At 38.6% G+C, this 23,929-nt stretch carries 19 protein-coding genes; 12 read left to right on the forward strand and 7 right to left on the reverse strand.

Annotated features, from left to right (window positions below; all coding sequences use genetic code 11):
• The first annotated feature begins 14 nt into the window (after positions 1–14).
• Positions 15–674: a response regulator gene (locus HX062_RS00765; RefSeq protein ID WP_182625837.1), complete on the forward strand. Its 660-nt coding sequence runs from the start codon at positions 15–17 to the stop codon at positions 672–674.
• A 40-nt stretch (positions 675–714) separates the two neighbouring features.
• On the opposite strand, the gene acnA is transcribed toward HX062_RS00765, so the two are convergent.
• Positions 715–3,447 (reverse strand): aconitate hydratase AcnA, encoded by a 2,733-nt coding sequence (acnA, locus tag HX062_RS00770; protein ID WP_182625836.1) that lies wholly within the window; start codon positions 3,445–3,447, stop codon positions 715–717.
• Between the two features lie 162 nt (positions 3,448–3,609).
• On the opposite strand from acnA, the gene HX062_RS00775 reads away from it, so the two are divergent.
• The gene (locus tag HX062_RS00775) at positions 3,610–5,028 is read left to right on the forward strand and encodes an MBL fold metallo-hydrolase (RefSeq protein ID WP_182625835.1); all 1,419 of its coding nucleotides are present in this window, start codon (positions 3,610–3,612) and stop codon (positions 5,026–5,028) included.
• A 116-nt stretch (positions 5,029–5,144) separates the two neighbouring features.
• On the opposite strand, the gene HX062_RS00780 is transcribed toward HX062_RS00775, so the two are convergent.
• The 3 genes from HX062_RS00780 to HX062_RS00790 all read right to left on the reverse strand — a co-directional run bounded on the left by HX062_RS00780 (position 5,145) and on the right by HX062_RS00790 (position 8,478).
• Entirely contained in the window at positions 5,145–5,747 is a 603-nt protein-coding gene (locus HX062_RS00780; protein WP_182625834.1) for an alpha-ketoglutarate-dependent dioxygenase AlkB family protein, read from the reverse strand.
• Positions 5,734–6,603 carry a methylated-DNA--[protein]-cysteine S-methyltransferase gene (locus HX062_RS00785; RefSeq protein WP_286466326.1) on the reverse strand — a complete coding sequence of 290 codons (870 nt, stop codon included), beginning with the start codon at positions 6,601–6,603 and terminating at the stop codon, positions 5,734–5,736. Before HX062_RS00785 ends, HX062_RS00780 begins: the two co-directional genes overlap by 14 nt.
• Before the next feature lie 339 nt (positions 6,604–6,942).
• Positions 6,943–8,478 carry a GNAT family N-acetyltransferase gene (locus HX062_RS00790; RefSeq protein ID WP_286465925.1) on the reverse strand — a complete coding sequence of 512 codons (1,536 nt, stop codon included), beginning with the start codon at positions 8,476–8,478 and terminating at the stop codon, positions 6,943–6,945.
• A gap of 140 nt (positions 8,479–8,618) precedes the next feature.
• On the opposite strand from HX062_RS00790, the gene HX062_RS00795 reads away from it, so the two are divergent.
• The 9 genes from HX062_RS00795 (at position 8,619) to HX062_RS00835 (ending at position 19,899) form a co-directional block, all read left to right on the forward strand.
• Entirely contained in the window at positions 8,619–8,942 is a 324-nt protein-coding gene (locus HX062_RS00795) for a single-stranded DNA-binding protein (protein WP_182625831.1), read from the forward strand.
• A gap of 99 nt (positions 8,943–9,041) precedes the next feature.
• On the forward strand, positions 9,042–9,743 hold the full coding sequence (locus HX062_RS00800; RefSeq protein ID WP_182625830.1) for a response regulator transcription factor: 702 nt from the start codon (positions 9,042–9,044) through the stop codon (positions 9,741–9,743).
• Entirely contained in the window at positions 9,733–11,091 is a 1,359-nt protein-coding gene (locus HX062_RS00805; protein WP_286465928.1) for a sensor histidine kinase, read from the forward strand. The genes HX062_RS00800 and HX062_RS00805 overlap by 11 nt, the downstream gene beginning before the upstream one ends.
• A 221-nt stretch (positions 11,092–11,312) precedes the next feature.
• Entirely contained in the window at positions 11,313–12,008 is a 696-nt protein-coding gene (locus HX062_RS00810; RefSeq protein ID WP_182625828.1) for an MgtC/SapB family protein, read from the forward strand.
• Between the two features lie 19 nt (positions 12,009–12,027).
• Positions 12,028–13,425, forward strand: a complete 1,398-nt coding sequence (gene mgtE, locus HX062_RS00815; RefSeq protein ID WP_286465932.1) for a magnesium transporter — start codon at positions 12,028–12,030, stop codon at positions 13,423–13,425.
• Positions 13,426–13,628: 203 nt separating this feature from the next.
• On the forward strand, positions 13,629–14,744 hold the full coding sequence (locus HX062_RS00820; protein ID WP_286465935.1) for an efflux RND transporter periplasmic adaptor subunit: 1,116 nt from the start codon (positions 13,629–13,631) through the stop codon (positions 14,742–14,744).
• 22 nt (positions 14,745–14,766) lie between these two features.
• Positions 14,767–17,880: an efflux RND transporter permease subunit gene (locus HX062_RS00825; RefSeq protein ID WP_286465937.1), complete on the forward strand. Its 3,114-nt coding sequence runs from the start codon at positions 14,767–14,769 to the stop codon at positions 17,878–17,880.
• 7 nt (positions 17,881–17,887) lie between these two features.
• A complete protein-coding gene (locus tag HX062_RS00830; RefSeq protein WP_286465939.1) occupies positions 17,888–19,186 on the forward strand; it encodes a TolC family protein in 1,299 nt (432 codons plus the stop codon).
• Positions 19,187–19,197: 11 nt separating this feature from the next.
• Positions 19,198–19,899 (forward strand): outer membrane beta-barrel protein, encoded by a 702-nt coding sequence (locus HX062_RS00835; protein ID WP_286465941.1) that lies wholly within the window; start codon positions 19,198–19,200, stop codon positions 19,897–19,899.
• A 95-nt stretch (positions 19,900–19,994) separates the two neighbouring features.
• Here the strand turns inward: HX062_RS00835 and HX062_RS00840 are convergent, their stop codons facing one another.
• The 3 genes from HX062_RS00840 to HX062_RS00850 all read right to left on the reverse strand — a co-directional run bounded on the left by HX062_RS00840 (position 19,995) and on the right by HX062_RS00850 (position 21,882).
• Positions 19,995–20,480 (reverse strand): hypothetical protein, encoded by a 486-nt coding sequence (locus HX062_RS00840; RefSeq protein WP_286465943.1) that lies wholly within the window; start codon positions 20,478–20,480, stop codon positions 19,995–19,997.
• Between the two features lie 63 nt (positions 20,481–20,543).
• Complete coding sequence (locus HX062_RS00845; protein ID WP_182625821.1) at positions 20,544–21,230, reverse strand: HAD family hydrolase; 687 nt, start codon at positions 21,228–21,230, stop codon at positions 20,544–20,546.
• A 91-nt stretch (positions 21,231–21,321) separates the two neighbouring features.
• Positions 21,322–21,882 (reverse strand): Crp/Fnr family transcriptional regulator, encoded by a 561-nt coding sequence (locus tag HX062_RS00850; protein WP_182625820.1) that lies wholly within the window; start codon positions 21,880–21,882, stop codon positions 21,322–21,324.
• A 307-nt stretch (positions 21,883–22,189) separates the two neighbouring features.
• On the opposite strand from HX062_RS00850, the gene pafA reads away from it, so the two are divergent.
• Positions 22,190–23,833 (forward strand): alkaline phosphatase PafA, encoded by a 1,644-nt coding sequence (gene pafA / locus HX062_RS00855; protein WP_286465946.1) that lies wholly within the window; start codon positions 22,190–22,192, stop codon positions 23,831–23,833.
• The last annotated feature ends 96 nt before the right edge of the window (positions 23,834–23,929 follow it).

Below are 23,929 nucleotides of genomic sequence, written 5' to 3' on the forward strand. Positions count from 1 at the left end.
TTAAGGATTGTTTTATGAAGAGAATTTTGTTAGTAGACGATCATCCTTTAATTGTTGAGGGATATCGAATGGCTTTGTCAGGTCATGAAGCAATAGCCCAATCGTATAGGTTTGAGGGAGCCTTTGATTGCTCAGAAGCCAAACAAAAAATAGATCAAGCAATAGAGGAAGAAAAGCCGTATGACTTGGCACTTGTGGATTTCTCCTTGCCAAAAGGAGAACTGTCTTCTTGGGAAGATGGTGGAGATATTATTCGCTACATCAAGAAAGAAATGCCTAGTTGTAGGACAATTACCATAACTGGACATACAGAAATCTTTACAATTTATGAAATTGTAAAGAATATCAGACCCACAAGTGTTATTGGAAAAAATGAAATTACACCACAAGTATTGATTGATATTGTGACTACGGTGTTAGGTGGAGGTACTTACCAAAGTCCATTGGTTAAGCAGTGCTTAGAAAAGATGTTGCATAAAGCAGTGATGTATGACGATTACAATCGGGCGATATTGATTCTATTGGCTAAAGGACATAAATTGGTTGATTTGGAAAATTATATTCCTTTATCTACGCCAACCATCAAAAAGCGAATTGCCAAAATGAAAACGGCGTTTGGCTCCTTCGATTCGGCAAATTTAGTGCAAGATGCAATAAGACTAGGATTTGTTTAATATAAAAGAGGGTGACCTTTTGGGACACCCTCTTTCTATTTTAGTTTTTCAAGAAGTCTCTCAAAACATATTGGAGAATTCCATCATTTTTATAGTATTCAATTTCGATGAGTGAATCAAATCGCGCCAAGGCTTGGAACTTAATCGTTTGATTGGCTTCATTCGTCGCTGTGATCTCTACAATTTTATGTGGTGTTAGGTTTTCAGCTAATCCTGTAATAGTAAAGGTCTCTGTACCCGTAAGGCCTAAACGTTCTGCTGACTGCTCGGGTAAGAATTGCAAAGGTGCAATCCCCATTCCAATTAAGTTACTGCGGTGGATGCGTTCAAAACTTTCTGCAATCACAGCCTTTATACCTAATAAATAAGCTCCTTTAGCCGCCCAATCACGAGACGAGCCACTTCCATATTCTTTTCCAGCAATAACAATCAGAGGCGTTTCAGTCTCTTTGTACTTCATAGCGGTATCGTATACCGTTAAGGATTCATTTGTAGGGAAGTAGGTACTATAACCTCCTTCGCGTTGTGCAATTTTATTTTTAATGCGCACATTGGCGAAGGTACCACGCATCATCACTTCGTGATTTCCACGTCTGGATCCATAGGAGTTAAAATCTTCTGGTTTTACCCCTTGCGATAACAAATATTTTCCAGCGGCTGATTCTTCGTTAAAGGAACCTGCTGGAGAAATATGATCTGTTGTTACAGAGTCACCCAAATAAAGTAAAACTCTTGCTGCATGAATATCTGTTAGCGGTTTTGGATCTTTCGGTAAATGGTCAAAAAAGGGTGCATGACGGATGTAAGTAGAGGCTGGATTCCATTCGAAACTTGCTCCTTTTGGGGCTTGTAGATTCTTCCAGTTTTCTTCTCCTTCAAAAATTTGATCGTATACTTCTTTGAAGTCTTCACGTTTTAAAGAGTCGTTGATAACGGCTCTAATTTCTTCATGTGTAGGCCATATGTCGCGTAAATATACTGGTTCTCCATTTGGATCGTAATCCAGTGGATCTGTCATCAGGTTAATGTCTACACGTCCTACTAAAGCATAGGCAACTACAAGCATAGGTGACATTAAGAAATTCATTTTAACTTGTGGATGTACACGAGCTTCGAAGTTTCTATTTCCCGAAAGAACAGAAGCAACAACTAAATCTCCTTGGTTTACCGCTTCTGCAATAGGTGCTGGTAAAGGACCACTATTTCCAATACATGACGTACACCCGTATCCAACGGTATGGAAACGCAAAGCTTCTAAATCTTCTGATAAACCAGAGCGATCGAGGTAATGGGTTACTACTTTTGAACCAGGAGCTAAACTTGTTTTAACCCATGATTTGGTGCGCAATCCACGTTGTATGGCTTTTCGAGCAACTAATCCTGCGCCAATCATTACTTCAGGATTAGAGGTATTGGTACAACTCGTAATGGCGGCTAGTACGATACTACCATCACTTACGACGTATTCTTTGTTTTTTTGTTTGATGCGAACTGCTCGCATAGCTTCTTTCACCACTTCAGTGGGTTGATTGGTAGAATTTTCGGCTTGTTTGTAGATGAATTCAGTCCCTGATCCACCTTCAGATAACCAAGCCGATTCACGGCGGTCTTTCACCGCAACATAAGCGCGGTTGTATTCTTCTTCTAATAAGGAAGAGAAGGTTTTATCTAAATCGCGCACCAAGATTTTATCTTGTGGACGTTTAGGTCCTGAAACTGTTGGCTCTAGTGTATTTAAATCCAATTCTACCACAGCAGAATAGGTAATGTCTTCTTTACCTGTTCGCCAAAGAAGATTTTCTTTGCAGTATTCTTCAACTAATTTCACGTGGTCTTCATCTCTATTGGTTTGACGCATATAATGTAGCGTTTGATCATCAATAGGGAAGTAAGTTACAGTACACCCAAACTCTGGAGACATGTTGGAGATTGTTGCGCGATCCGTAACGGATAAGTGATCTAAAGCATCACCATACACCTCAACAAACTTTCCGACAACACCTTGCTTGCGCAATACTTTGGTAATAGAGAGCACCATATCGGTAGCGGTAGCACCTTCGGGAATTTTTCCCGTTAGTTTGAGTCCAACAACTTCGGGACAAGTAAAGTAAATCGGTTGACCTAGCATGGCTGCTTCTGCCTCAATTCCTCCAACTCCCCAAGCAATTACACCAATTCCATTGACCATAGGGGTATGAGAATCTGTCCCTACTAAAGTATCTGGAAATAACCAACCGTCTCGATTAATGACCCCTTGAGCGAGGTATTCTAAGTTTACTTGGTGACAAATTCCCATGCCTGGTGGCACTACAGTAAATCCTTTTAATTCTTGTTGAGCCCATTTGAGAAGTTCATAACGTTCGGCATTGCGCTCATACTCTTTGGTTACATTTTCTTTATATGAATAGTCAGTTCCAAAATAGTCTACTTGCACCGAGTGGTCAATCACTAAATCAACGGGAATAGCGGGTGTGATTTTTTCTCCATTTTTTCCTTGTCGAACATATTCAGCACGTAAGGATGCAAGATCTACTACTCCAGGAACACCCGTAAAATCCTGCATTAATACACGTGCCGGTTTAAATGGAATATCCTTATCTGTGGGTTGAGGTTGCCAATTGACTAACGTATCGATGTGCTCATCTGTAATGGCAAAGCCGTCGTGATTTCTCAGTACGTTTTCTAAGAGAATGCGAATTGAGAAAGGCAAACGATGCATGTTTTTGCCCTCGTCTTGTAGCTTTTTAAGCGAGGCTATTTTGTAATTTCTCATAATTGTTAGTTTTTCCCAATTTACAAAAAAATAATGGATTGCATCGGGCAGATGCCTGCTTTAATTCTTAAAATAAATATAAAATAGTGCAGATCTGTATGATAATTGTCATTTTTATCTCGGTATAGAAGAGCTACTTTTACTTGACTTAAAAGATTGATTATGAAAATTGAACAAATTTATACCGGGTGTATTGCACATGCCGCATATTATCTGTCAAGTAATGGAGAAGCAGCGATATTTGATCCTTTGCGCGATGTGCAACCTTATTTGGATCGAGCAACAAAAGATGGTGCTGTGATTAACTATGTTTTTGAAACTCATTTTCACGCAGACTTTGTCAGTGGTCATTTGGACTTAATGCAAAAAACAGGTGCCAAGATTGTATTTGGGCCTACTGCGTCACCGAGTTATGAGGCTATTATCGCCACGGACAATCAAATCTTTTACGTAGGAGGTGTTAAGGTTCAAGTATTGCATACACCAGGACATACTATGGAGAGTTGCACCTATTTGATCTTTGACGAAGCAGGAGAACCACAAGCCATTATTACTGGGGATACCTTGTTTATTGGCGACGTTGGACGTCCTGATTTGGTGCAGCTTGTCAAATCAGAATTAACACAAGAAAAATTAGCAAGGCATTTATATCAGTCACTACGCCACAAAATCATGCCACTACCCGATCATTTAATCGTGTACCCAAATCACGGAGCTGGAAGTGCATGTGGTAAAAATATGAGCAAGGAAACTACAGATACATTGGGCAATCAGAAGAAGACCAATTATGCACTACGTGCTGATATGACGGAAGATGAATTTGTCGAGGAGTTGCTTACTGGGCTGGCTACCCCTCCTCAATATTTTCCAAAAAATGTCTTGCTAAACATAGGGGGATATGAGCAGTTAGATGAGGTTTTGGATCGCGCGTATAAACCGTTAACCTTAGCCATGTTTGATAAAATGTTGGACACAGGAGAGGTATTGGTACTTGATACACGCACTCCTCAAGATTTTGCAACAGGTTTTATTCCAAAGAGTATTAATATTGGTTTAAGTGGACCCTTTGCCGTTTGGGTAGGGGAGTTGATTAAAGATATTCAACAGCCCATTCTTTTGATTACCGAAGTAGGTAAGGAAGAAGAAAGCATGATTCGCTTATCTCGTGTAGGCTACGACCATACCGTTGGCTTTTTAGCAGGTGGAGTGGAAACGTGGAAAAAAGCAAATCGCCCCTTGCATACGATTCCGCGTTTAGAAGCGCATCAATTTGATGCTTATATCGAAAGTGAACATGCAACCCTGTTAGACGTGCGAAAGGAAAATGAATACCGATCGGAACATTTAGTGGATTCCGCCTTTATTTCGCTTAATATATTAGAAGAAAAATTACGCACACTAGATAAAGAAAAAACCCATGTGGTGTTTTGTGCAGGGGGCTATCGCAGTATGATTGCCGCTTCAATATTACGTGCCAATGGCTTTTTAAAAGTAGTAGATGTCGTTGGTGGATTCCAAGCACTAGCGCCTCGTACTAGTTTGGATAAAACAGCTTTTGTTTGTCCAACTTCGATGTTGTAACAATAACTCTATAGTTGTTTATTGGTTTGATTATTCTTACTTGCGAGAATAATTGAGTTAGTTATTATGTTTTTAGTTTAAAACAGCTCTCTAGGTTGGGGGGCTGTTTTTTATTTTTATATGGTTCTGAATGTTAGGTTAATACGTGGATGATGAACGACTTTTGTCGGGGGTAGACGATGGACCCAAAACGTTTGTGTTTCGTCTTTCATGACCAATAAGTGTCCACTTTCTAGTATAAAAGTTACTTTTTCTTGTGTAGTTTTGTGCTTAAACATGAATTTTCGCGTAGCTCCTAAACTCAAGGAAGCAATTGCGCCATTTTTCTTCAAATCTTTTTCACCATCACTGTGCCAAGCCATCCCTTCACTGCCATCATGATATAGATTTAACAGGCAGGAATTATAGGTTTCGCCCGTTGTTTTTTCAATGCGGTCTTTTAATGCAAGCAATTCTGGCGTCCAAGGTAAAGCGAGTTTCGTTACATTGGAGTAGGTGTATTGAAAAGACTTGGATCCATACCATGCCACTTTGCGTTTGGTAATTACGCGTTTGCCAAATATCACCGCTTCGTCATTTTTCCATTCGATGTGACGTAGTAAATGGTCAAAGTAAAAAGCAGCTTCTTCAGTGTGTAGCAGATAGCCATAACAATTCACCGTCCCATCATAAGGGAGGAAATTGTATTGTGTAGAATCCAGTGTATTAAATAAGTCCATTTTCTGGTTCTATTTCGTTGTACACTTGTGCGCCTTCCCATCCTATTATGGCTTTTTTACGCGTGGCTCCCCACATATAGTTGCCGAGTACTCCTGAGGATTGTATCACGCGATGACAGGGAATTAAAAAAGCAACAGGATTGCTGCCAATAGCGGTTCCCACTGCTCGTGAAGCTTTAGGGTTTTCAATCTGTGTGGCAATGGCGCCATAGGTAGTTAAAGCACCCATCGGAATGGTGAGCAAACTCTGCCAAACTTTGAGCTGAAATTCCGAGCCTTTTAGGTGTAATTTGATTTGATTTAAATCTGGAGTGTCGCGCTGAAAGATTTGTAAGGCCTGGGCCTGTTGTAGGTCCATTGCCGCTTGGAATTTTGCCTTTGGAAACTTGGCTCGTAAATTTTGTAGTGCCTCGTCTTCGTTTTCAGTAAATACAAGATGGCAAATCCCTTTGGATGTAGAAGCAATGAATAGAGAACCAAAAATACTAGGTGCGAAGCTGTAATTGATGGTGAGTTGCTCACCACCATTTTGATACTCAGCAGGTGTCATCCCTTCTAAGGTAATAAACAAATCGTGTAGCCGACTGGTACTGGATAAGCCCGTCTCAAAGGTAGCATCAAAAAGCGACACCTGTTTTTCTTTTAAAAGCCATTTGGCATGAGTGATACTAGTAAATTGAAGAAATTTTTTCGGACTAGTACCCGCCCATTCTGTAAATAACCGCTGAAAATGTGCAGGACTTAAATGTAAAGCTCTAGCGACTTCTTCTAAACGAGGTTGTTGTTTAAAATGGGTCTGAATGTACTCAATAGCCTGAGCAATACGGGTATAATTTAAGGAAGATTGGTTTTTCATTTTATTTGCTCTTTGTTCTTTGTGATATTTTTTCATCATAAGAGAATCTTCTTTTTCAACTAGATGTAATAAACCAAAAGCCGAAAGCCGAAAAACAGTTTTTTTGCTCTTTGCGCGGTTTATCTCACTGCGCTTCGATTTATCTCATCTAGTTAATATTTTGTTTTGGTATTCGATGAACCTACACTGCGTTTCGGTTTGTTACACACCTAGTCTGTCAATCGTCAACTATTTCACAAATATCTCTATATTAAATCAATTCTAAAATCCGAAACGTGCTAATAATTAGGGCAATTGAAGGGATAAAAAAAGCTTGAATGGGAGTTCAAGCTTTTTCTTTTATTTGGAATGGTTTCTTTTTTGTAAATCGTATAGATCTAGGCGTCGATCTTTCAGGATACGAACGCTACCATGTTCGTGTAGTTCTTTTAGTAGGTCTAAATTCACATCGACGATTAAGGTCATTTCAGTATTGGGAGTCGCTTCTGCTTTTACGCCATTGGTTGGGAAGGCGAAGTCTGAAGGAGTGAATACTGCCGCTTGAGCAAACTGAATATCCATGTTGTTTACTTTTGGTAAGTTTCCAACACATCCTGCAATAGCGACATAACATTCGTTTTCAATGGCACGGGCAGCGGCACAGTTCCGTACACGTGTATATCCATTTTGCGTATCCGTTAAAAAAGGTACAAATAGGATTTCCATGCCTTCTTCAGCTAATAAACGAGGTAATTCTGGGAATTCCACATCATAGCATACAATAATTCCAATTTTTCCACAGTCGGTATCAAACGTTCGAATGGCTGATCCTCCCTGCATCCCCCAGTAGTGTACTTCATTAGGTGTAATGTGTATTTTAGAATACATTTCGTATGTACCGTCTCGTTTACATAGAAAGCCAACATTGTATAGCGTCCCATCAATTAGATAGGGCATACTACCCGAAATAATATTGATGTTGTAAGAGATTGCAAATTCTTGGAATCGCTTGCGGATTGGTGTAGTATAACGAGCGAGTTCACGAATAGAGTCAGCCTCTGATAAGTGGTTGTACGCGGCCATTAAAGGAGCGGTAAATAGCTCAGGAAACATGGCGAAGTCACTTTCATAGTCGGACACGGCATTGATGAAGAATTCCGCTTGATCAAAGAATTCTTCCAGATCGTTGAACGGACGCATCTGCCATTGAATTAACCCCAAGCGTACGACACTTTTTTTGGTGTTGATCAACTGCACATCTTTTTCATAGTAGATATTGTTCCACTCCAATAAAACAGCATAATCTTTGGATTCTTTATCTCCATCTAAATAGTTGCGCATTAGGCGAACCATGTGGAAGTCATTCGACATTTGAAAAGACATCACAGGGTCGTTAATCTCTTTGGCTCTTACTTTTTCTAAGTATTGCTTTGGCGTAAGTTCGCTGGCATATTTAGCGTATTTAGGGATTCTTCCCGCAAATACAATGGATTTTAAATTGAGTTGTTCACACAATTCTTTACGTGCATCGTATAAACGACGTCCTAATCGCAAGCCTCTGTATTTTGGATGAATAAAAACGTCAATTCCGTATAAGACGTTTCCTTCTGGATTGTGCGTACTAAAGGAAGAGTGACCCGTAATCTGATCATAATTATGGGTGGACATTGCTTTCTTTTCATCGATGATAATAGAAAGTGCAGATCCTACGACAATGTCGTCAACTAAAACGACTAATTGTCCTTCAGGGAAAATACTCAGTAAGTTTTCTATTTCACTTTTATCCCAATACGGATCTTCCATTCCCGTATAGGATTCTAGCATTGAATTTTTAAGCTCTAAATAGTCATCCAATTGAAGATTGCGAAGTTCAATCTTGTTAATTGTAGTATCCATGAATTTTTTATTGCAAATTACAAATAAAACTTCTAATAAGTAAATATTTTAGAAGGTAAAAGCCGGTTGATCTTCGTATTTGGTGCATTTTTTGCTAAAAACATCACTAGTTTATTTTTAATTTAAAAGGCAGGTATATTATGAGTTCATTACGAAATCGCGTTCAATTAATCGGACGAGCAGGACAAGATGCAGAAATTATTGTTTTTGGATCAGAAAAAAAAAGAGCTACATTCTCTATTGCAATTAATGAATTTTATTTCAACGATAAAGGGGAGAAAGTCGAACATGTGCAATGGCACAATGTTGTGGTATGGGGAAAATTAGCCAATATTGCCGAGAAGTATGTGGTTAAAGGTAAAGAGGTCGCTATTGAAGGAAAATTAGTCAATCGCTCCTATGAGGATAAAGAAAATAAGAAGCGATACATCACGGAAATTGTCGTTTCTGAACTGCTTTTTTAGTAAACTAAAGTAGGGTGAAAAGGGAAGTAGAGGTTGTTTTACAGGATAAATAACCTCTGTTTTTCCAAAAAAGACTTATCTTGCTCAAGATTAATTAAAATGGATAATCTTTTGAGTCAAATATTAGTAATAGAAGACGATATTCGCGTTGCTGAATTGCTTCAACGGAGCTTACAAGATCAAAACTTTACAGTAGATGTTGCCTATGATGGGTATATGGGAAAGAAATTAGCCCTACAGAAAAAGTACCAATTAATTATTACGGATGTGATTCTGCCCAAGATTAATGGGATTGATTTGTGTAAAGAACTCAAACAAACCTTGCCTAATACCCCTATTATTATGCTGACCGCTTTGGGAACGACAGATGATAAAGTAGAAGGATTTGATGCAGGCGCAGATGATTATTTAGTTAAACCCTTTGAATTAAGAGAACTCTATGTTCGTATTCGAGCACTACTCAAACGCTTTGAACATGCAAAAGAAACCAATAGCGCTACCTTAAAATATGCCGATTTAGAAATTGATTTGAATCAAAAGAAGTTCAAACGCGCGGGACAAGAGATACACCTTACTCCGAAAGAATTTAATCTGATACAGTATATGATGGAAAATCCAGAACGCGTCTTATCACGGGCAGAGATTTCTGAAAAGGTTTGGGATACGCATTTCGACACAGGAACGAATTTTATTGATGTGTATATCAATTATTTGAGAAAGAAAATAGAGTTAGATGTCCATAACAAGCTGATCCATACCAAATCAGGAATGGGCTTCATATTGAAGAATAATGAGAATTAAAACGAGACTTACCCTGCTGTTTACCTTGCTGGTTGCCTCTATTTTATTGGTGTTTGCTAGTGTGATCTATTGGTCCTCTTCCAAAAGTAGAGAAGTTGAATTTTATGAAGAATTAGAAAAAGAAGCCATTACCAAGGCTAAGTTGTTTTTGGAGGCTCAAGTTAAACCGACAACCTTACACAAAATTTACCTCAATAACAGTGAAATTATCAACGAAGTAGAAGTAGCGGTTTACGATTATGGATTTAATTTGCTGTATCACGATGCAGTAGAAATTGACCGAGTAAAGGAAACAAAAGAAATGATTCAGTCCATTATTGCCAAGGGAAGTTTACACTATACACAAGAAGATTGGCAAGTGATTGGAGTTACCTATACCTTTGCTGATCAAGACTATGTGATCACAGCAACAGCTTACGATGAATGTGGTTATACTAAGCTGCAAAATCTCTTTGTAACCATTGTCGTATTAGTGGTGATTTCGCTGCTAGTCATCTATTCTGTAGGACTGTTTTTTGCTGATAAAGTGCTGTTACCCATTACCAAAATGAACAATGAGGTAAATAAAATTACGGCTACTAATTTAGATTTGCGTATTAGTACAGAAAAAAATAAAGATGAACTTGGAGCTTTAGCGGATACCTTTAATGAAATGCTCAATCGTCTAGAAAACTCTTTCGATTCGCAAAAACAATTTGTTTCCAATATATCCCATGAGTTGAGAACGCCTTTGGCGGCTATTATTGCAGAATTGGAATTGGCCCTAAGTAAAGAACAAGACCAAGCTTACTATATTCAAACCCTTGAAAATGCACTCAACGATTCCCAAAAAATTGTGCGTTTATCTAATAGCCTGTTGGATTTTGCCAAAGCGAGTTATGATCCAACGGAAATTGTATTTAAATCTATTCGCGTAGATGAGGTGATTATTGATGCGTGTCAGAAATTGCAAAAAATGGATGCCTCGTATAAATTCAATTTCGTAGTTGATGAATCCGTAACCAATGAGGAAATGATGATTGTCAATGCCAATCCGTATTTATTGGAGGTAGCTTTAGTCAATCTCTTGGAAAATGCTTGTAAATTTTCGGAAAATAAAGCCTGTACAATTCAAATTTCTTACCGTGATTATCGATTGGTTATTGAGGTGATCGACAAGGGAATTGGAATTGCAGAAGAAGATTTGGATTCTATTTTTATCCCTTTCTATCGCGGAAAAAATCAAACTTATAAGGAAGGGAATGGTATTGGACTTCCATTGACCAATAAGATTATTAACCTGCATAAAGGTTCACTACAGGTCGTATCTAAAGTAGGAGAAGGAACGACGTTTACCATTCGATTATAATAAAAGCGCTTGCAATTTTGCAAGCGTTTTTTTTTCTAATAGAATTCTAATTTTTTTCTAAAGACTTTCTAATAGCCTCCAGTGCTTGTAACCTCTACTTTTGTCCCATCAAAAAAAATAAATGATGGACACAGAATCCTTTTTAACTAAAGAATGTTAATCCTCCTGCTAATTGTTTATAACGAAGAAGTATTCAGAATGTAGGAGAAAAAAATGAAGTTATGGCAATTACAGTATTTATTTCAAGATTATTACTTGCTTTTATTTTAGGAGCATTAATTGGCGCTGAGCGTCAAGTAAGACAAAAAAGTGCAGGGTTGAGAACCAATACCTTGGTGTGTATTGGAGCAGCAGGATTTGTATTGATGTCTTACCAAATAGGCGGAACTGCTGTAGGACGTGTAGCTTCTTATGTTGTAAGTGGAATTGGTTTCCTAGGAGCGGGAGTGATTATGAAGGATGGATTTAGCATCCGTGGGTTGAATACCGCAGCGACTATTTGGTGCTCAGCTTCAGTTGGCTCTATGTGTGGAGTAGGGTTGTGGAAAGAGGCCCTTGTAATGACGATATTAATTGTTTCTGCTCACTTGCTGTTGCGTCCAATAGGTAGTTTAATGAATAAAATGTCTTTCGAGACAGAAAGTGATTCAGCAGAAGTGTTTTATGAGATCATTGTAGGATGTAAAGAACAAGTAGAAAATGATATACGTGTTATGGTGCTCAAACACCTCAAAGCGCAAAAAGAATTGCAAATGCGTTCGTTAAAAAGCTCGGATAATGGAAATCCCGCTTTTTCATACCTCAAGTTTGAGGTGTACTGCATCGGACGTAAAGACGATATTTTAGAACAAATTACACAAAAAGTTTCTTTGGAATTTGGCGTGTCAGAAGTTTCTTGGGAATTAATTACCTATTAATCTTTAAAAGTGGAATGTCATGAGAACAATGAAGTATGAACGCAGTAATTTGCATAAAATAGCAGCAGATTTTCAAGGTTTAGATCAAATGATTAAAATGCTTCCTGTATTAAAGAAGATGCCTATTATCGATGTGAGTGAGGCGTTGTCTTTGATGGATACCAAAGAATTATTTGTCATTTTGAGGGAATTTCCATTGGAACATCAAGCTGAAATATTTGCGGCCTTTCCTTTGGTAAAACAACTTTCCATTTTTCAGCAGTTGAGTATGAAGCGCTTTGCTCGATTATTTGAGCAAATGCCCTCAGAAGATCGCGCTGATTTATTCCAGATTTTAACCCAACAAGAACAAATTGATCTGTTGCCTTTTTTGACTAAACAAGTCCGAGAAAATGTATTGGCTTTGAGTTCCTATCCTGAAGATACTGCAGGGGGAATCATGAGCACCGATTTTGCTACTGTATCGAAAGATATGACCTGTTTTGAAGCCATTCACAAAGTAAGACAAGATGCACCGTCTAAAAAGACAATTTACTATATCTATGTGGTGAATGAAGACCAAACGCTATTGGGATTTATCACCTTGAAAGATTTAATTATTGCCGAACCTCATCAATTGGTTGAAGAAGAATTACACCGCGATTTTGTTTTTGGTTATGTCGATGAAGATAGCGAAGTAGTGGCGGCCAAGATTGACAAGTACGAATTAGTGGCACTGCCCATTCTCAATCGAAAAAAACAAGTGGTCGGTATTGTTACCCATGATGATGCACTGGATATTATTCAGGCGGAACACACGGAAGATATGCAAAAGTTTATGGGGGTGATGGGAAGCAGTGAAGATGCAGATTATGCAGAAACTTCTATTGTAGAACACTTTAAAAAACGCGTTTTTTGGCTGGTAACCTTAGCCATTGTAGGGTTAGTTTCGGGTTTAATCATTCACAATTTTGAAGGAGCCCTGGCTCAAATGGTTATTCTCGCCTTGTATATGCCAATGGTGGCAGATTCAGGAGGTAATGCAGGTAGTCAATCCGCAACGGTTGTCGTACGTGCTTTGGCTTTGGGACAAATAACGGTGAAGTCGTGGATGAGTGTGTTGTGGAAAGAAATGAGAATTGCGCTTTTATTGGCCCTGTGTTTAGGTTTACTCGCTTTTGGCAAAGTCGTTTTTCTTAGTTGGGAAACGGAAACTCCAGCAACATTTACGCTGTGGGCAATTGGTGGTGTAATCGCAGTAGCCTTGTTTTTACAAGTTATTTTTTCTACTGTCATTGGAGCTGCTTTCCCCTTACTCGTTAAAAAAATGGGAGCTGATCCTGCAGTTGTAGCAAGCCCCGCAATTCGAACGATCGTTAATATTATTGGCTTATTACTCTACTTTGGATTAGCTGCTTATATGTTCGATTTGCATTAGTAAAACAAAGGCGTTTCAAACGCTATAAAAATAAACAAAATGAAAAAATGGCGTTTCCGCTGTGATTTACCCCCCCCTATGGATAAGGGATAATTATTTTAATTGTTAAATAAACGTAATGTTTTATTTTTATATTTAAAAATATGGGGTAAAATTTCGTAAATTAAGAGAATATTAGAACGTAAAAATTTAAAACAATCATAATGGCAAAAAAAGTACAAATAGCAGGAGTTTTGAGCTTGAGTATCTTATTGAGTTTTTGCTCTGAAAAGAAGGAACAAACCAGTGATGTTGCACAATACCAAGTGAATAATCAAGTGATTTCCTTAACAGAAAATTCAAATCTGAAAAGCAGAATTAAAGTTGCGGAAGTCGCAGAAGAAGACTTCACGTTTGATCTAGTAACTGCGGGTTTAGTAAAAGCTATACCAAACCATTATGCGGAAATCGCTTCTCCCTTCTCCGGAAGAATTGTCAAATCATTTATCAAATTGGGGCAAAAAGTAGGTATAAATCAACCTTTATTTGAGGTTTCTTCCCCTGATTATTTCGAAGCACAAAAAGATTACTTTGATTCTAAACAAGAATATAAACAAGCGTCTTTAAACCTAAAAAGACAAGCGGATTTGTTGGAAAATGGCGTTGGAGTTCGCCAAGAGTATGAGGAAGCAGAAACTGAAAATTCGATAGCTAAAGCGGCATTTGACAATGCAACAGCAGCAATCAAGATATACAATGTACAACCGGGATCTTTGGCTTTAGGACAACCGCTTATTGTTCGTTCACCCATTGAAGGGGAGATTTTAGAAAACAATATTGTACTAGGGCAATACATCAATGACGATGCAGATCCCGTAGTAAAAATTGCAGCATTAAACAAAATATGGATTGTGGGGAAAGTGAAAGAAAAAGATATCCAACACTTAACCAAATTGAATAAAGTGCAAATTGAATTGGCAGCTTATCCCGATCAACCGATTGTGGGAACGATCTATCATGTAAATGAAATTGTAGATGAAGAAACGAGAAGTATAGATGTTTTAATCGAGGCAGACAATAACAACCGCATTTTAAAGCCAGGTATGTATGTGAATGTGCGTTTTATCGACCAACCTGAAAAAGTAATCCTCGTGCCTTCACGTGCTGTTTTACAAGGAGAAGACGATTCTTTTGTCTTTGTGGAGGTAGCGCCAAATGAATACACCCGTAAAAATGTTGTCATTGGAGGGGTTTCTGGCAATCAAACTGTTATTTTATCCGGTTTAGAAAAAGGAGATAAAGTAGTGAGTGAAGGAGGTATTTATTTACCACAACTGTAGTAATCCAATAAAACAGCAAAAAATGAAAAAATCAATAATAGATACAGCTATACACAAAAGATGGCTTGTTGCTGCTTTGTTTGGCTTACTGTGTATTTTTGGGTATTATTCATGGAAACAACTTTCTATTGAAGCCTATCCAGATATTGCAGATACAACCTCTCAAGTAGTTACGCAAGTACCAGGTTTAGCAGCAGAAGAAATAGAATTGCAAATTACCATTCCGATTGAGCGTGCGCTAAACGGAATGCCAGGTATGCACGTGATGCGTAGTAATAGTACCTTCGGACTTTCGATGATTACCATCGTTTTTGAAGATGGAGTAGACGATTACTTTGCCCGTCAACGTATCCAAGAACGACTCAATGGCGTGGAATTGCCCTATGATGCCATTCCCGAATTAGACCCGTTAACCTCGCCAATCGGAGAAGTATACCGCTATATTATCGAAGGAGATGGCTATAGTTTACGCGAGCTAACGGATATTCAGAACTTTATTATTATTCCTAAACTGAATCAAGTTTCAGGTGTAGCTGAGGTAACCAATTTTGGAGGAATCACCACACAATTTCAAATTGAATTAGATCCACATAAATTAGAACAATACGACCTTTCACTAAGTGATGTTACAGAAACCATTGAAGAAAATAACGTTAATTCAGGAGGGAGTGTACTTACCCGTGGAGATTTGGGCTATGTGGTACGTGGAATTGGATTGGTAAAGGATTTAGAAGATTTAGGCAAAATCGTCGTAAAAGCCGAAAATGGAATTCCTATTTTCTTAAAAGATTTAGGTCGATTAAAATATGGAAATGTAGAGCGCAAAGGTATTTTAGGCTATTCGGATAAAGAGCGCAATTACTCTGACAGTATTGAGGGAATTGTACTCTTGTTAAAAGGGGAGAATCCTTCTATTGTACTAGAAAAAATTCATCAATATGTCGATGAATTAAATAATGAACTATTGCCAGAAGGGGTGAAGATTCATACCTTCCTAGACCGTACAGAATTAGTAGACACGACGTTACATACCGTATCGACGACTTTAATTGAAGGGATTAGTTTAGTTATCATCGTATTGATTGTTTTCTTAGGTAGTTGGAGAGGGGCGTTATTGGTAGCAATTACCATTCCTGTATCCCTGTTATTTGCCTTTATTTTGATGCATTTTACAGATATTCCTGCCAACTTATTATCATTAGGAGCCATTGATTTTGGTATTATTGTCGATGGAGCCATTGTAATGATGGAATCCATTCTCAAGAAACGGGAAGACAATCCGGAGGAGGAACTCAAGGAAAAATCCATTGCCCAACGAACCAAAGAAGTGGCAAAACCAGTATTTTTCGCTACGATTATTATTATCACAGCCTATTTACCGCTATTTGCTTTTGAGCGCGTTGAGAAGAAACTGTTTACCCCAATGGCTTTTACCGTTGGGTTTGCATTACTAGGAGCCCTGTTGGTGGCGTTGTTTTTAATTCCTGGATTGGCGTATGCGGTTTATAAAAAACCAAGAAAAATATACCACAATAAATGGTTGGAAAAACTAACGGCACACTATCATAATCGAATTGAAAAGATTATGAAAAAACCCAAACAGGTTTTCCTACCTATTTTGGTTGTATTGGCAATTACCATTGGTTTAACTGTAAAGGTTGGAAAAGATTTCTTACCGCCTTTAGACGAGGGTTCTATTTGGCTACAAGTAACTTTGCCACCGGGAATTTCCTTGGAAAAATCCAAAGAAATGAGTGATACGTTGCGAGCGAGAACTATGAAATACGAAGAAGTAACCTATGTGATGGTGCAAGCAGGAAGAAATGACGATGGTACGGATCCTTTTACTCCTTCCCATTTTGAGTGTTCGATTGGGATCAAACCGTATAAAGAGTGGCCAAGAGGGAAAACCAAAAACGACTTAATCGAGGAATTGGCAGCAGAATATGAATCTTTACCAGGGTTTACGGTAGGTTTTGCGCAACCGATGATCGATGGAGTAATGGATAAAATTTCTGGGGCTCACAGTGAATTGGTGGTTAAAGTATATGGAGAGGACTTCCACGAAACAAGACGTATTGCCAATGAGGTATTAGGCACCTTGAGAACAGTAGATGGAGCAGTAGACTTGGCCATTGATCAAGAACCGCCATTACCGCAATTGCAAATTCACGCCAATCGAGATAAAATTGCACAGTACGGATTGAATGTAGCTGACGTGGCAGAGCTAATTGAAGTAGCGATTGGTGGAAAGGCAATTTCACAAATCTTTATTGGAAATAAAGTATACGATATCAGTGCTCGTTATACAGAAGAGAGTAGAAATACCCCTGAAAAGATTGCCAACTTGATGTTGACTTCAAGTACGGGAGCAAAAATACCACTGTCTCAAGTGGCAGATGTAAAAACGAGTACAGGAGAAAGTACGATTACACGTGAGATGAACAGACGTCATCTAACAGTAAAATTAAACGTGCGTAACCGCGATTTAGGTTCTTTGTTGAAAGAAGCACAACAAAAAATTGAGGAGAACATTACGTATGACCACAATAAGTTCCACATTGAGTGGGGTGGACAGTTTGAAAATCAACACCGCGCCTACAACCGATTGGCGATTATTGTACCATTGACTTTGTGTTTGATGTTTGTCTTGCTATACGGTGCTTTTGGACAATTCAGACAAGCTGGTTTATTGATGGTGGTAGTTCCCTTAGCTCTTTTTGGAGGGATGTTAGCCTTGAATATTAGAGGGATGTCTTTGAATGTGTCCTCTGCGGTTGGATTTATTGCGCTATTTGGTGTAGCTATTCAAAATGGGGTGATTATGATTTCCCACATCAACGATTTGCGAAAACGCGGTCACGCCTTATTAGAAGCGGTATTGCTAGGAGCGGAGCAGCGATTTAGACCTGTATTGATGACAGCTACCGTAGCTATTTTGGGCTTGTTCCCTGCATCTATGGCCACGGGAATTGGTTCGGATGTGCAACGTCCACTAGCTACCGTAATCGTTTATGGCTTGTTGTTTGCAACGATTTTAACGCTTTTCGTTTTACCTGCTTTGTACTACTTAGTAGAACGCAAATGGGGAAAAGACAGTGATTTTGTGAAAGTAGAAGAAACAGAAGAAAACTAACAGGGAGATGAATATTTTAAAAAAATATATAAGTATAAGTGTTATGTCTATGATGTGTAGTGGTGTTTTGTATGCTCAAGACGGGCATACAGAGCAAGCTACAAATAAACAGACGCTAACGTATAAGGAGTTTTTATCTAAGATGATAGAAAACAACCTGAGCTATGCAGCAGAAAAATACAACATCAGTATTGCCGAGGCGGAAGTACAAGCGGCTAAAGCCTTTCCCGATCCAGAGTTGAGTTTCGGTTGGGCTGATAACCAACAGAAACGCATGCAGCTGGGCTATGGGTTTGAAGCTGAATTGTCCTGGGATCTCGAACTTGGTGGTAAGCGAAAAGCGAGAAAAAACCTTGCACGCGATCAGAAAGTATTGGCCGAGCTAGAACTACAAGAATTCTTCCACACCTTGCGTGCAGCATCAACCATTGCCTTTTTAGAAGCCATGCAAAATAAAATGTTGTACGATATTCAAAAAGATTCGTATGAATCCATGTTGCAAGTGGCCAAGTCGGATAGTATTCGCTATTCGCTAGGGCAAATTAGTAAGGTTGATGCCATTCAAAGTAAATTGGAGGCAAAGTCGATGCTGAATGATTTACACGATGCGGATGACACTTGGGAAAATAGTTTGATGGAAGTGCGCAACATTATCAGTGCTTCACGTCAAGATAGTGTTTACTTACCAACGGGTGATTTTAGCCAGTTTGTGCGCTTGTTTGCCTTGGAAGATTTAATTGTAACCGCACAAAATAATCGTGCTGATTATTTGGTTGCCCAACAAAATAAAGTGGTAGCAGGGAGGCAAGTGGCTTTAGCTCGTGCCGAACGTGTGATTGATTTAGGATTAAATCTAGGTGTTGAAAACAATTCCTTTGTAAAAAATGCCGTTGCACCAACCCCAGGGAATACTGTGGTAAAAGCAGGAGTGTCCATCCCTTTAAAGTTTTCGAACCGCCGAGATGCTGGTCTGAAAACTGCCTTGTATGAGGAAAGACAAGCAGAGTTGGAATACGATATCATCGAGTTAGAATTAGAAAAAGAAATTAACCAAGCGTATCGCAATTATTTGACCAAGCAAAAGCAAATTTACCGTTTTGAAAACGGGATGTTAGAGGAAGCAAAACAAGTGTTTGAAGGAATTAAATACAGCTACCAACGCGGGGCAAGTAGTTTATTGGAAGTGTTGGACGCCCAACGCACTTATAATGAGATCCAACAAGCTTATGCTGAAACCCTATTTGGTTATGCAGAAGCATTGGTGGAGTTAGAGAAAGCAGTTGGAATCTGGGATATTGATTTTTAAGGAGAAGTAGTATGAAACACATTATATTCAGTTTACTAGTATTAACTGGGCTTTCGGTGAAAGCACAGGACTTGAATGAAGATCTAAAAGGAAAAACTTCTTTTAGTGTTAAAGCAGGATGGTTACAGTCTACGCTCAAAGGAGATGACGTAAAAGACTTAGCAGTCGATAGAACTATTGACCAACGCAATTCCTTTTTTGTAGGAGTAAGTGTTGACAATAGCATTGGAACTTATTTTGGTTTGAAACACGAATTGTATTACCAAAATTACGGAGCGGATTTCAAACGTGAATTGGAGGATCATACGTTTGATGCCACCCTTGAAATGCACAGCTTGCGTTTAAACCCTATCAGTCCTACTTTTAAAATTGGAGGTCTACAAGTATATGCTGGACCTTATATTAATATGCTGTTGTACTCCTCTATTACAGCCGTAGATGAACAGGGAAATACCTATAAAGATCACGGCATTTTTGGATCGACAGAAGACGATCAAGAGGATAGTAAATACCTGCAAAAAATGGATTATGGCGTGACTGCAGGGATTGAGTACCAATTTAAATTTGGTCTACTAATAGGGGCGCAATACACCCGTGGATTTGCTTCTATTTTTGACAATTCGAATACGTTTGGCGTAGAAGAAAATACTGGAGCAAATGACTTCAAAATATACAACCAAAATATTGGTGTTTATGTAGGCTACCGTTTTTAGGTAGAAAAAATGCAAAGAAAAAGAAAGAAAAAAGGAAACCACAGCGGTTTCCTTTTTTTTGTATAGTATTAATCGATGTCCAACCGGTTGATGCCTTAGTCAACAGTAGTATAAGTACCTTGTAAAGAACCACCCCCTGAGCAGTAGAATGACAATACCCCTCGGTCGCTTTCGTTTACTGTGTCAATGGTTAATTGTCCTTCGCCAAGCGAAAAGTTTACCTGACTGTTTTGTAACACTGCCTGGTAGGTGTTGTCTGCTACCTTAGTCGCCACTGTTTCTAGCGAACAAGTTGGTTTTTTGATGTCCTCACGCGAGCTAACGACAATTGTTACTTGATCAGGTGAAGTGCTTTTTAGGTTTACTTTTACCCAGTCAGATCCTGCTTCTCTTGTTGCATAGCCTTCCGACGCAAACGTTAGGTCAATCAGCTTTGTATCGGCTGTTGTTTCTGTCGTTTCTTGAGTATTTTCCACTGCTGTAGGCGTTTCAGTCGAATTTTCTTTGACTTGTTCTTTACAGCTTGTTAGCACTAAACCCGAAGTTAGGAGCAAGGCTAAAGTAAACAAACGTGTTTTCATAGGTTTTTTATTTAATGTTTATGTTTTAGGTGTAAATAAAGGTACGATTTCATCCAAGAAAACCTAAAGGAAGGCTTTAATTTCCGATAGTTTTTTTATAGACTTAAAGTTTGGATGAACCACAGCATGGTCGATGTGCTCGTGTAGCCAAGTGGTGTGAAAAGGCACGTGAACGGCGTGACCGCCTAAAGCTAATACAGGTAAAACATCGGAACGAAGCGAATTGCCAATCATGATAAATTCTTCCGCTTGTATGTCAAGTCGCTTGAGCAATTTTTCATAATCGACTTCTTCCTTATCTGTCATGACTTCAATGTGATGGAAGTAGGGGCCTAAACCCGATTTGTGTAGCTTGCGGTGTTGGTCTTTCAAGTCGCCTTTTGTGGCTACAACCAAGCGGTAGTCAGCTTGAAGTCCTTGAAGAATTTCCTCTACATCATCTAGTAACTCCACGGGTTTGGTCAGGAGTTCCTTTCCTATCTTGACAATTTTATCAATAATCTTAATGTTTAGTGTTCCTTTGGAAATAATTTCCGCCGCCTCAATCATCGATAGGGTAAACCCTTTAATGCCGTAGCCATAAAGAGGTAAATTATCTACTTGTGTTTTAAAGAGAATCTGTGAAATGCTTTGGTGAGTTAAATAGTCTTCCAATAGAATACAAAACTGTTGTTCTGCTTCTCTAAAAAAAGGTTCGTTAACCCAAAGCGTATCGTCTGCATCAAATGCAACAACTTTAATTTTATTCATAGTGTGTTGTAATAATCACCCTAAAGATAAGTAAAGATCAGGCGAACACCTTAGCGATAAGATAATTTTAGCAATTATGCAATCCACAAGGTTAAACATCTTTGCGTATTCGACTTAGACTCACTTGGGTAATGCCTAAGTAAGAGGCGATGTATTTTAAGGGAACGCGTTGAATTATGGTTGGAAAATTGGTAATTAGTTCTTTGTATCGCTCTGTTGCAGAGAGTAAATCTCGCGATATAATGCGTTTTTCAACGCGCATCAGTTCTTTTTCTGCCAATTTTCGCCCAAAGTTAGCAATGTGAATATCGGTAAGGTAATACTGGCTTAATTCGTTGAAGTTCACTTGATATAGTTCACAGTCAACCAGGAGCTCAATGCTTTCATAACTCTTTCTGTTTTCAACGTAGTTATTCATCGAGAGAATGGTGCTACCTTCTTCCCCAAACCAAAAGGTAATCTCGCCTTCTTCATGTGTGGAGAAGGCGCGTACAACGCCTTGCTTGATAAAGTAGATATTGTGTTCGATGCGATCTGCTTCAAGTAAGATATGCCCTTTAGGCAGGTGCAACTCACTACACAAGTGCTTTAAAGCAGTGAGTGAGGGTTCAGGTAGCGGGTAGATTGCCGTTAGAATTTGTTCGATATCCATACTGTGCCAAATGAAAAGGACCAGGTCCTAGTATACAAAGATACGGTATTCTGCTAAAAAAGGGTGCTCTAGTCAAGCAAACAACGGAAGCTTTACTATTTCTATAAAAGGAATAATTATGCATATTTAATGTTGAGGTAATATGAAATTAGTGCAAATAGACTTTATTTGTCAAAATTGATGGATTTGCGCTCGTTAAATCGAGTAGCAAACTTTAAGACAGAGACTATTTTCTATGTTAAATGACTTTTATAGCTTTGTTATACCTTTTTAATTACTTAAATAACACCCAAATAAAAGAAGTACAATGAACGTTAAATCAACTGTAATTACAGCGTTAAGCTGCTTATTTTCACTGGCTATTTTTGCAAGTGAGAAGCTAGAGAAACCAAAGTTAGTAGTGGGGCTTGTAGTGGATCAAATGAGATGGGATTACCTCTATCGTTACTACGACCGCTATAGTGATCAGGGATTCAAACGCTTGCTAAACGAAGGTTTTTCAAGTGAAAATACTTTAATAGATTATGTCCCTACCTATACTGCAATCGGACACAGTACCATTTATACAGGGAGTGTACCAGCGATTCATGGAATTGCAGGAAATGATTTTATCATCCAAGCGACAGGACAGCCGATGTACTGTACACAAGATGACAGTGTGCAAGCCGTTGGTGGCGAGGGTAAAGTAGGACAACAATCTCCTAAAAATCTCTTAGTATCAACTGTTACCGATCAGCTAAAATTAGCGACTAATTTTCAATCTAAAGTAATTGGAATTGCAATTAAAGATCGCGGTGGAATTTTACCCGCAGGTCATTTTGCCAATGCTGCCTATTGGTTAGACGGCAAAACAGGAAACTGGATTACGAGTACGTACTATATGAATGATTTGCCTACTTGGGTAAAGGGATTCAATAAGGAAAAATTAGTAGATAAATACTATAAAGAAGGGTGGAATACACTGTATCCTATACAAACCTATGCGTTGAGTACAGCGGATGACAATGTATATGAAGAGCCTTTCAAAGGAGAGAAAGCACCGACATTTCCCCGTGATTTAGTAAAATTGAAAAAGGACAATGGCTATGAACTAATCAAGAGTACTCCACAGGGAAATACGTTAACGCTTGATTTTGCTAAACGCGCTATTGATAGTGAAAAGTTAGGAAATAATCCAGCAAACGTAACAGATTTCTTAGCGGTGAGCTTATCATCAACTGATTATATCGGACACCAATTTGCGATTAATTCCATTGAAATTGAAGATACTTACTTGCGTTTAGACCGCGATATTGCTGATTTTTTAGCGTATTTAGATCAAACAGTTGGAAAGGGAAATTACACCTTGTTTTTGAGCGCAGATCACGGAGCAGCTCATAATCCAAAGTTCTTTGCCGATCAAAAAGGAAATTCAGGATACTTTGATACGAAAGTTATTCGCAAAGATTTAAATGCAAAATTAGAGGGGAAATTTGGTGTGGCAGGATTGGTAAGAAGTCTGTCAAACTACCAAGTACACTTAAATTATGAAGCTATTGAGGCGAATGATATTGAAGAGGAGGATGTTATTGAGATGGCGATGAAGGAGTTGAGAAAATTAGATGGCGTAGCTTTTGTTGTGGATATGCAAGACGCTGCTACAGCGGCAGTACCACAGATGTTACGTGAACGCATTGTCAATGGATATAACTACAAGCGCAGTGGAGCCATTCAAATTATCCTTGAACCTCAATGGTTTAGTGGAGTACAAGATGGAAAGGGAACAACACATGGAAGTTGGAATTCATATGATGCTCATATTCCTGCTGTATTCTTAGGATGGGGGGTGAAACCAGGAAAAACAACCCGTCAGACCCATATGACAGATATAGCGCCTACCCTTGCGCAAATCTTAAAAATTGAATTTCCCAATGGGAACATTGGAACACCAATTTACGAAGCTATTAAATAGTACACCAATAAAAAACGTCCTAAGTATACAAACTTAGGACGTTTTCTTTTTTATCCATACGTAATTTTTGTTTGATAAATAAGAATTATGTTTAGC

This window comes from Myroides sp. DF42-4-2, from assembly GCF_030326445.1.
Classification (GTDB): Bacteria; Bacteroidota; Bacteroidia; order Flavobacteriales; family Flavobacteriaceae; genus Flavobacterium.

Bases quoted from the DNA above. Each gene is read 5' to 3' on its own strand.
- HX062_RS00805 (WP_286465928.1), top strand. From the start codon at position 9,733: ATGAGAATTAAAACGAGACTTACCCTGCTGTTTACCTTGCTGGTTGCC.
- HX062_RS00785 (WP_286466326.1), bottom strand. From the start codon at position 6,603: ATGAAAAACCAATCTTCCTTAAATTATACCCGTATTGCTCAGGCTATT.
- HX062_RS00775 (WP_182625835.1), top strand. From the start codon at position 3,610: ATGAAAATTGAACAAATTTATACCGGGTGTATTGCACATGCCGCATAT.
- HX062_RS00800 (WP_182625830.1), top strand. From the start codon at position 9,042: ATGGATAATCTTTTGAGTCAAATATTAGTAATAGAAGACGATATTCGC.
- HX062_RS00840 (WP_286465943.1), bottom strand. From the start codon at position 20,480: ATGAAAACACGTTTGTTTACTTTAGCCTTGCTCCTAACTTCGGGTTTA.
- HX062_RS00835 (WP_286465941.1), top strand. From the start codon at position 19,198: ATGAAACACATTATATTCAGTTTACTAGTATTAACTGGGCTTTCGGTG.
- HX062_RS00795 (WP_182625831.1), top strand. From the start codon at position 8,619: ATGAGTTCATTACGAAATCGCGTTCAATTAATCGGACGAGCAGGACAA.
- HX062_RS00820 (WP_286465935.1), top strand. From the start codon at position 13,629: ATGGCAAAAAAAGTACAAATAGCAGGAGTTTTGAGCTTGAGTATCTTA.
- mgtE (WP_286465932.1), top strand. From the start codon at position 12,028: ATGAGAACAATGAAGTATGAACGCAGTAATTTGCATAAAATAGCAGCA.
- HX062_RS00765 (WP_182625837.1), top strand. From the start codon at position 15: ATGAAGAGAATTTTGTTAGTAGACGATCATCCTTTAATTGTTGAGGGA.
- HX062_RS00780 (WP_182625834.1), bottom strand. From the start codon at position 5,747: ATGGACTTATTTAATACACTGGATTCTACACAATACAATTTCCTCCCT.
- HX062_RS00810 (WP_182625828.1), top strand. From the start codon at position 11,313: ATGGCAATTACAGTATTTATTTCAAGATTATTACTTGCTTTTATTTTA.
- HX062_RS00850 (WP_182625820.1), bottom strand. From the start codon at position 21,882: ATGGATATCGAACAAATTCTAACGGCAATCTACCCGCTACCTGAACCC.
- HX062_RS00790 (WP_286465925.1), bottom strand. From the start codon at position 8,478: ATGGATACTACAATTAACAAGATTGAACTTCGCAATCTTCAATTGGAT.
- HX062_RS00845 (WP_182625821.1), bottom strand. From the start codon at position 21,230: ATGAATAAAATTAAAGTTGTTGCATTTGATGCAGACGATACGCTTTGG.
- pafA (WP_286465946.1), top strand. From the start codon at position 22,190: ATGAACGTTAAATCAACTGTAATTACAGCGTTAAGCTGCTTATTTTCA.
- HX062_RS00825 (WP_286465937.1), top strand. From the start codon at position 14,767: ATGAAAAAATCAATAATAGATACAGCTATACACAAAAGATGGCTTGTT.
- HX062_RS00830 (WP_286465939.1), top strand. From the start codon at position 17,888: ATGAATATTTTAAAAAAATATATAAGTATAAGTGTTATGTCTATGATG.
- acnA (WP_182625836.1), bottom strand. From the start codon at position 3,447: ATGAGAAATTACAAAATAGCCTCGCTTAAAAAGCTACAAGACGAGGGC.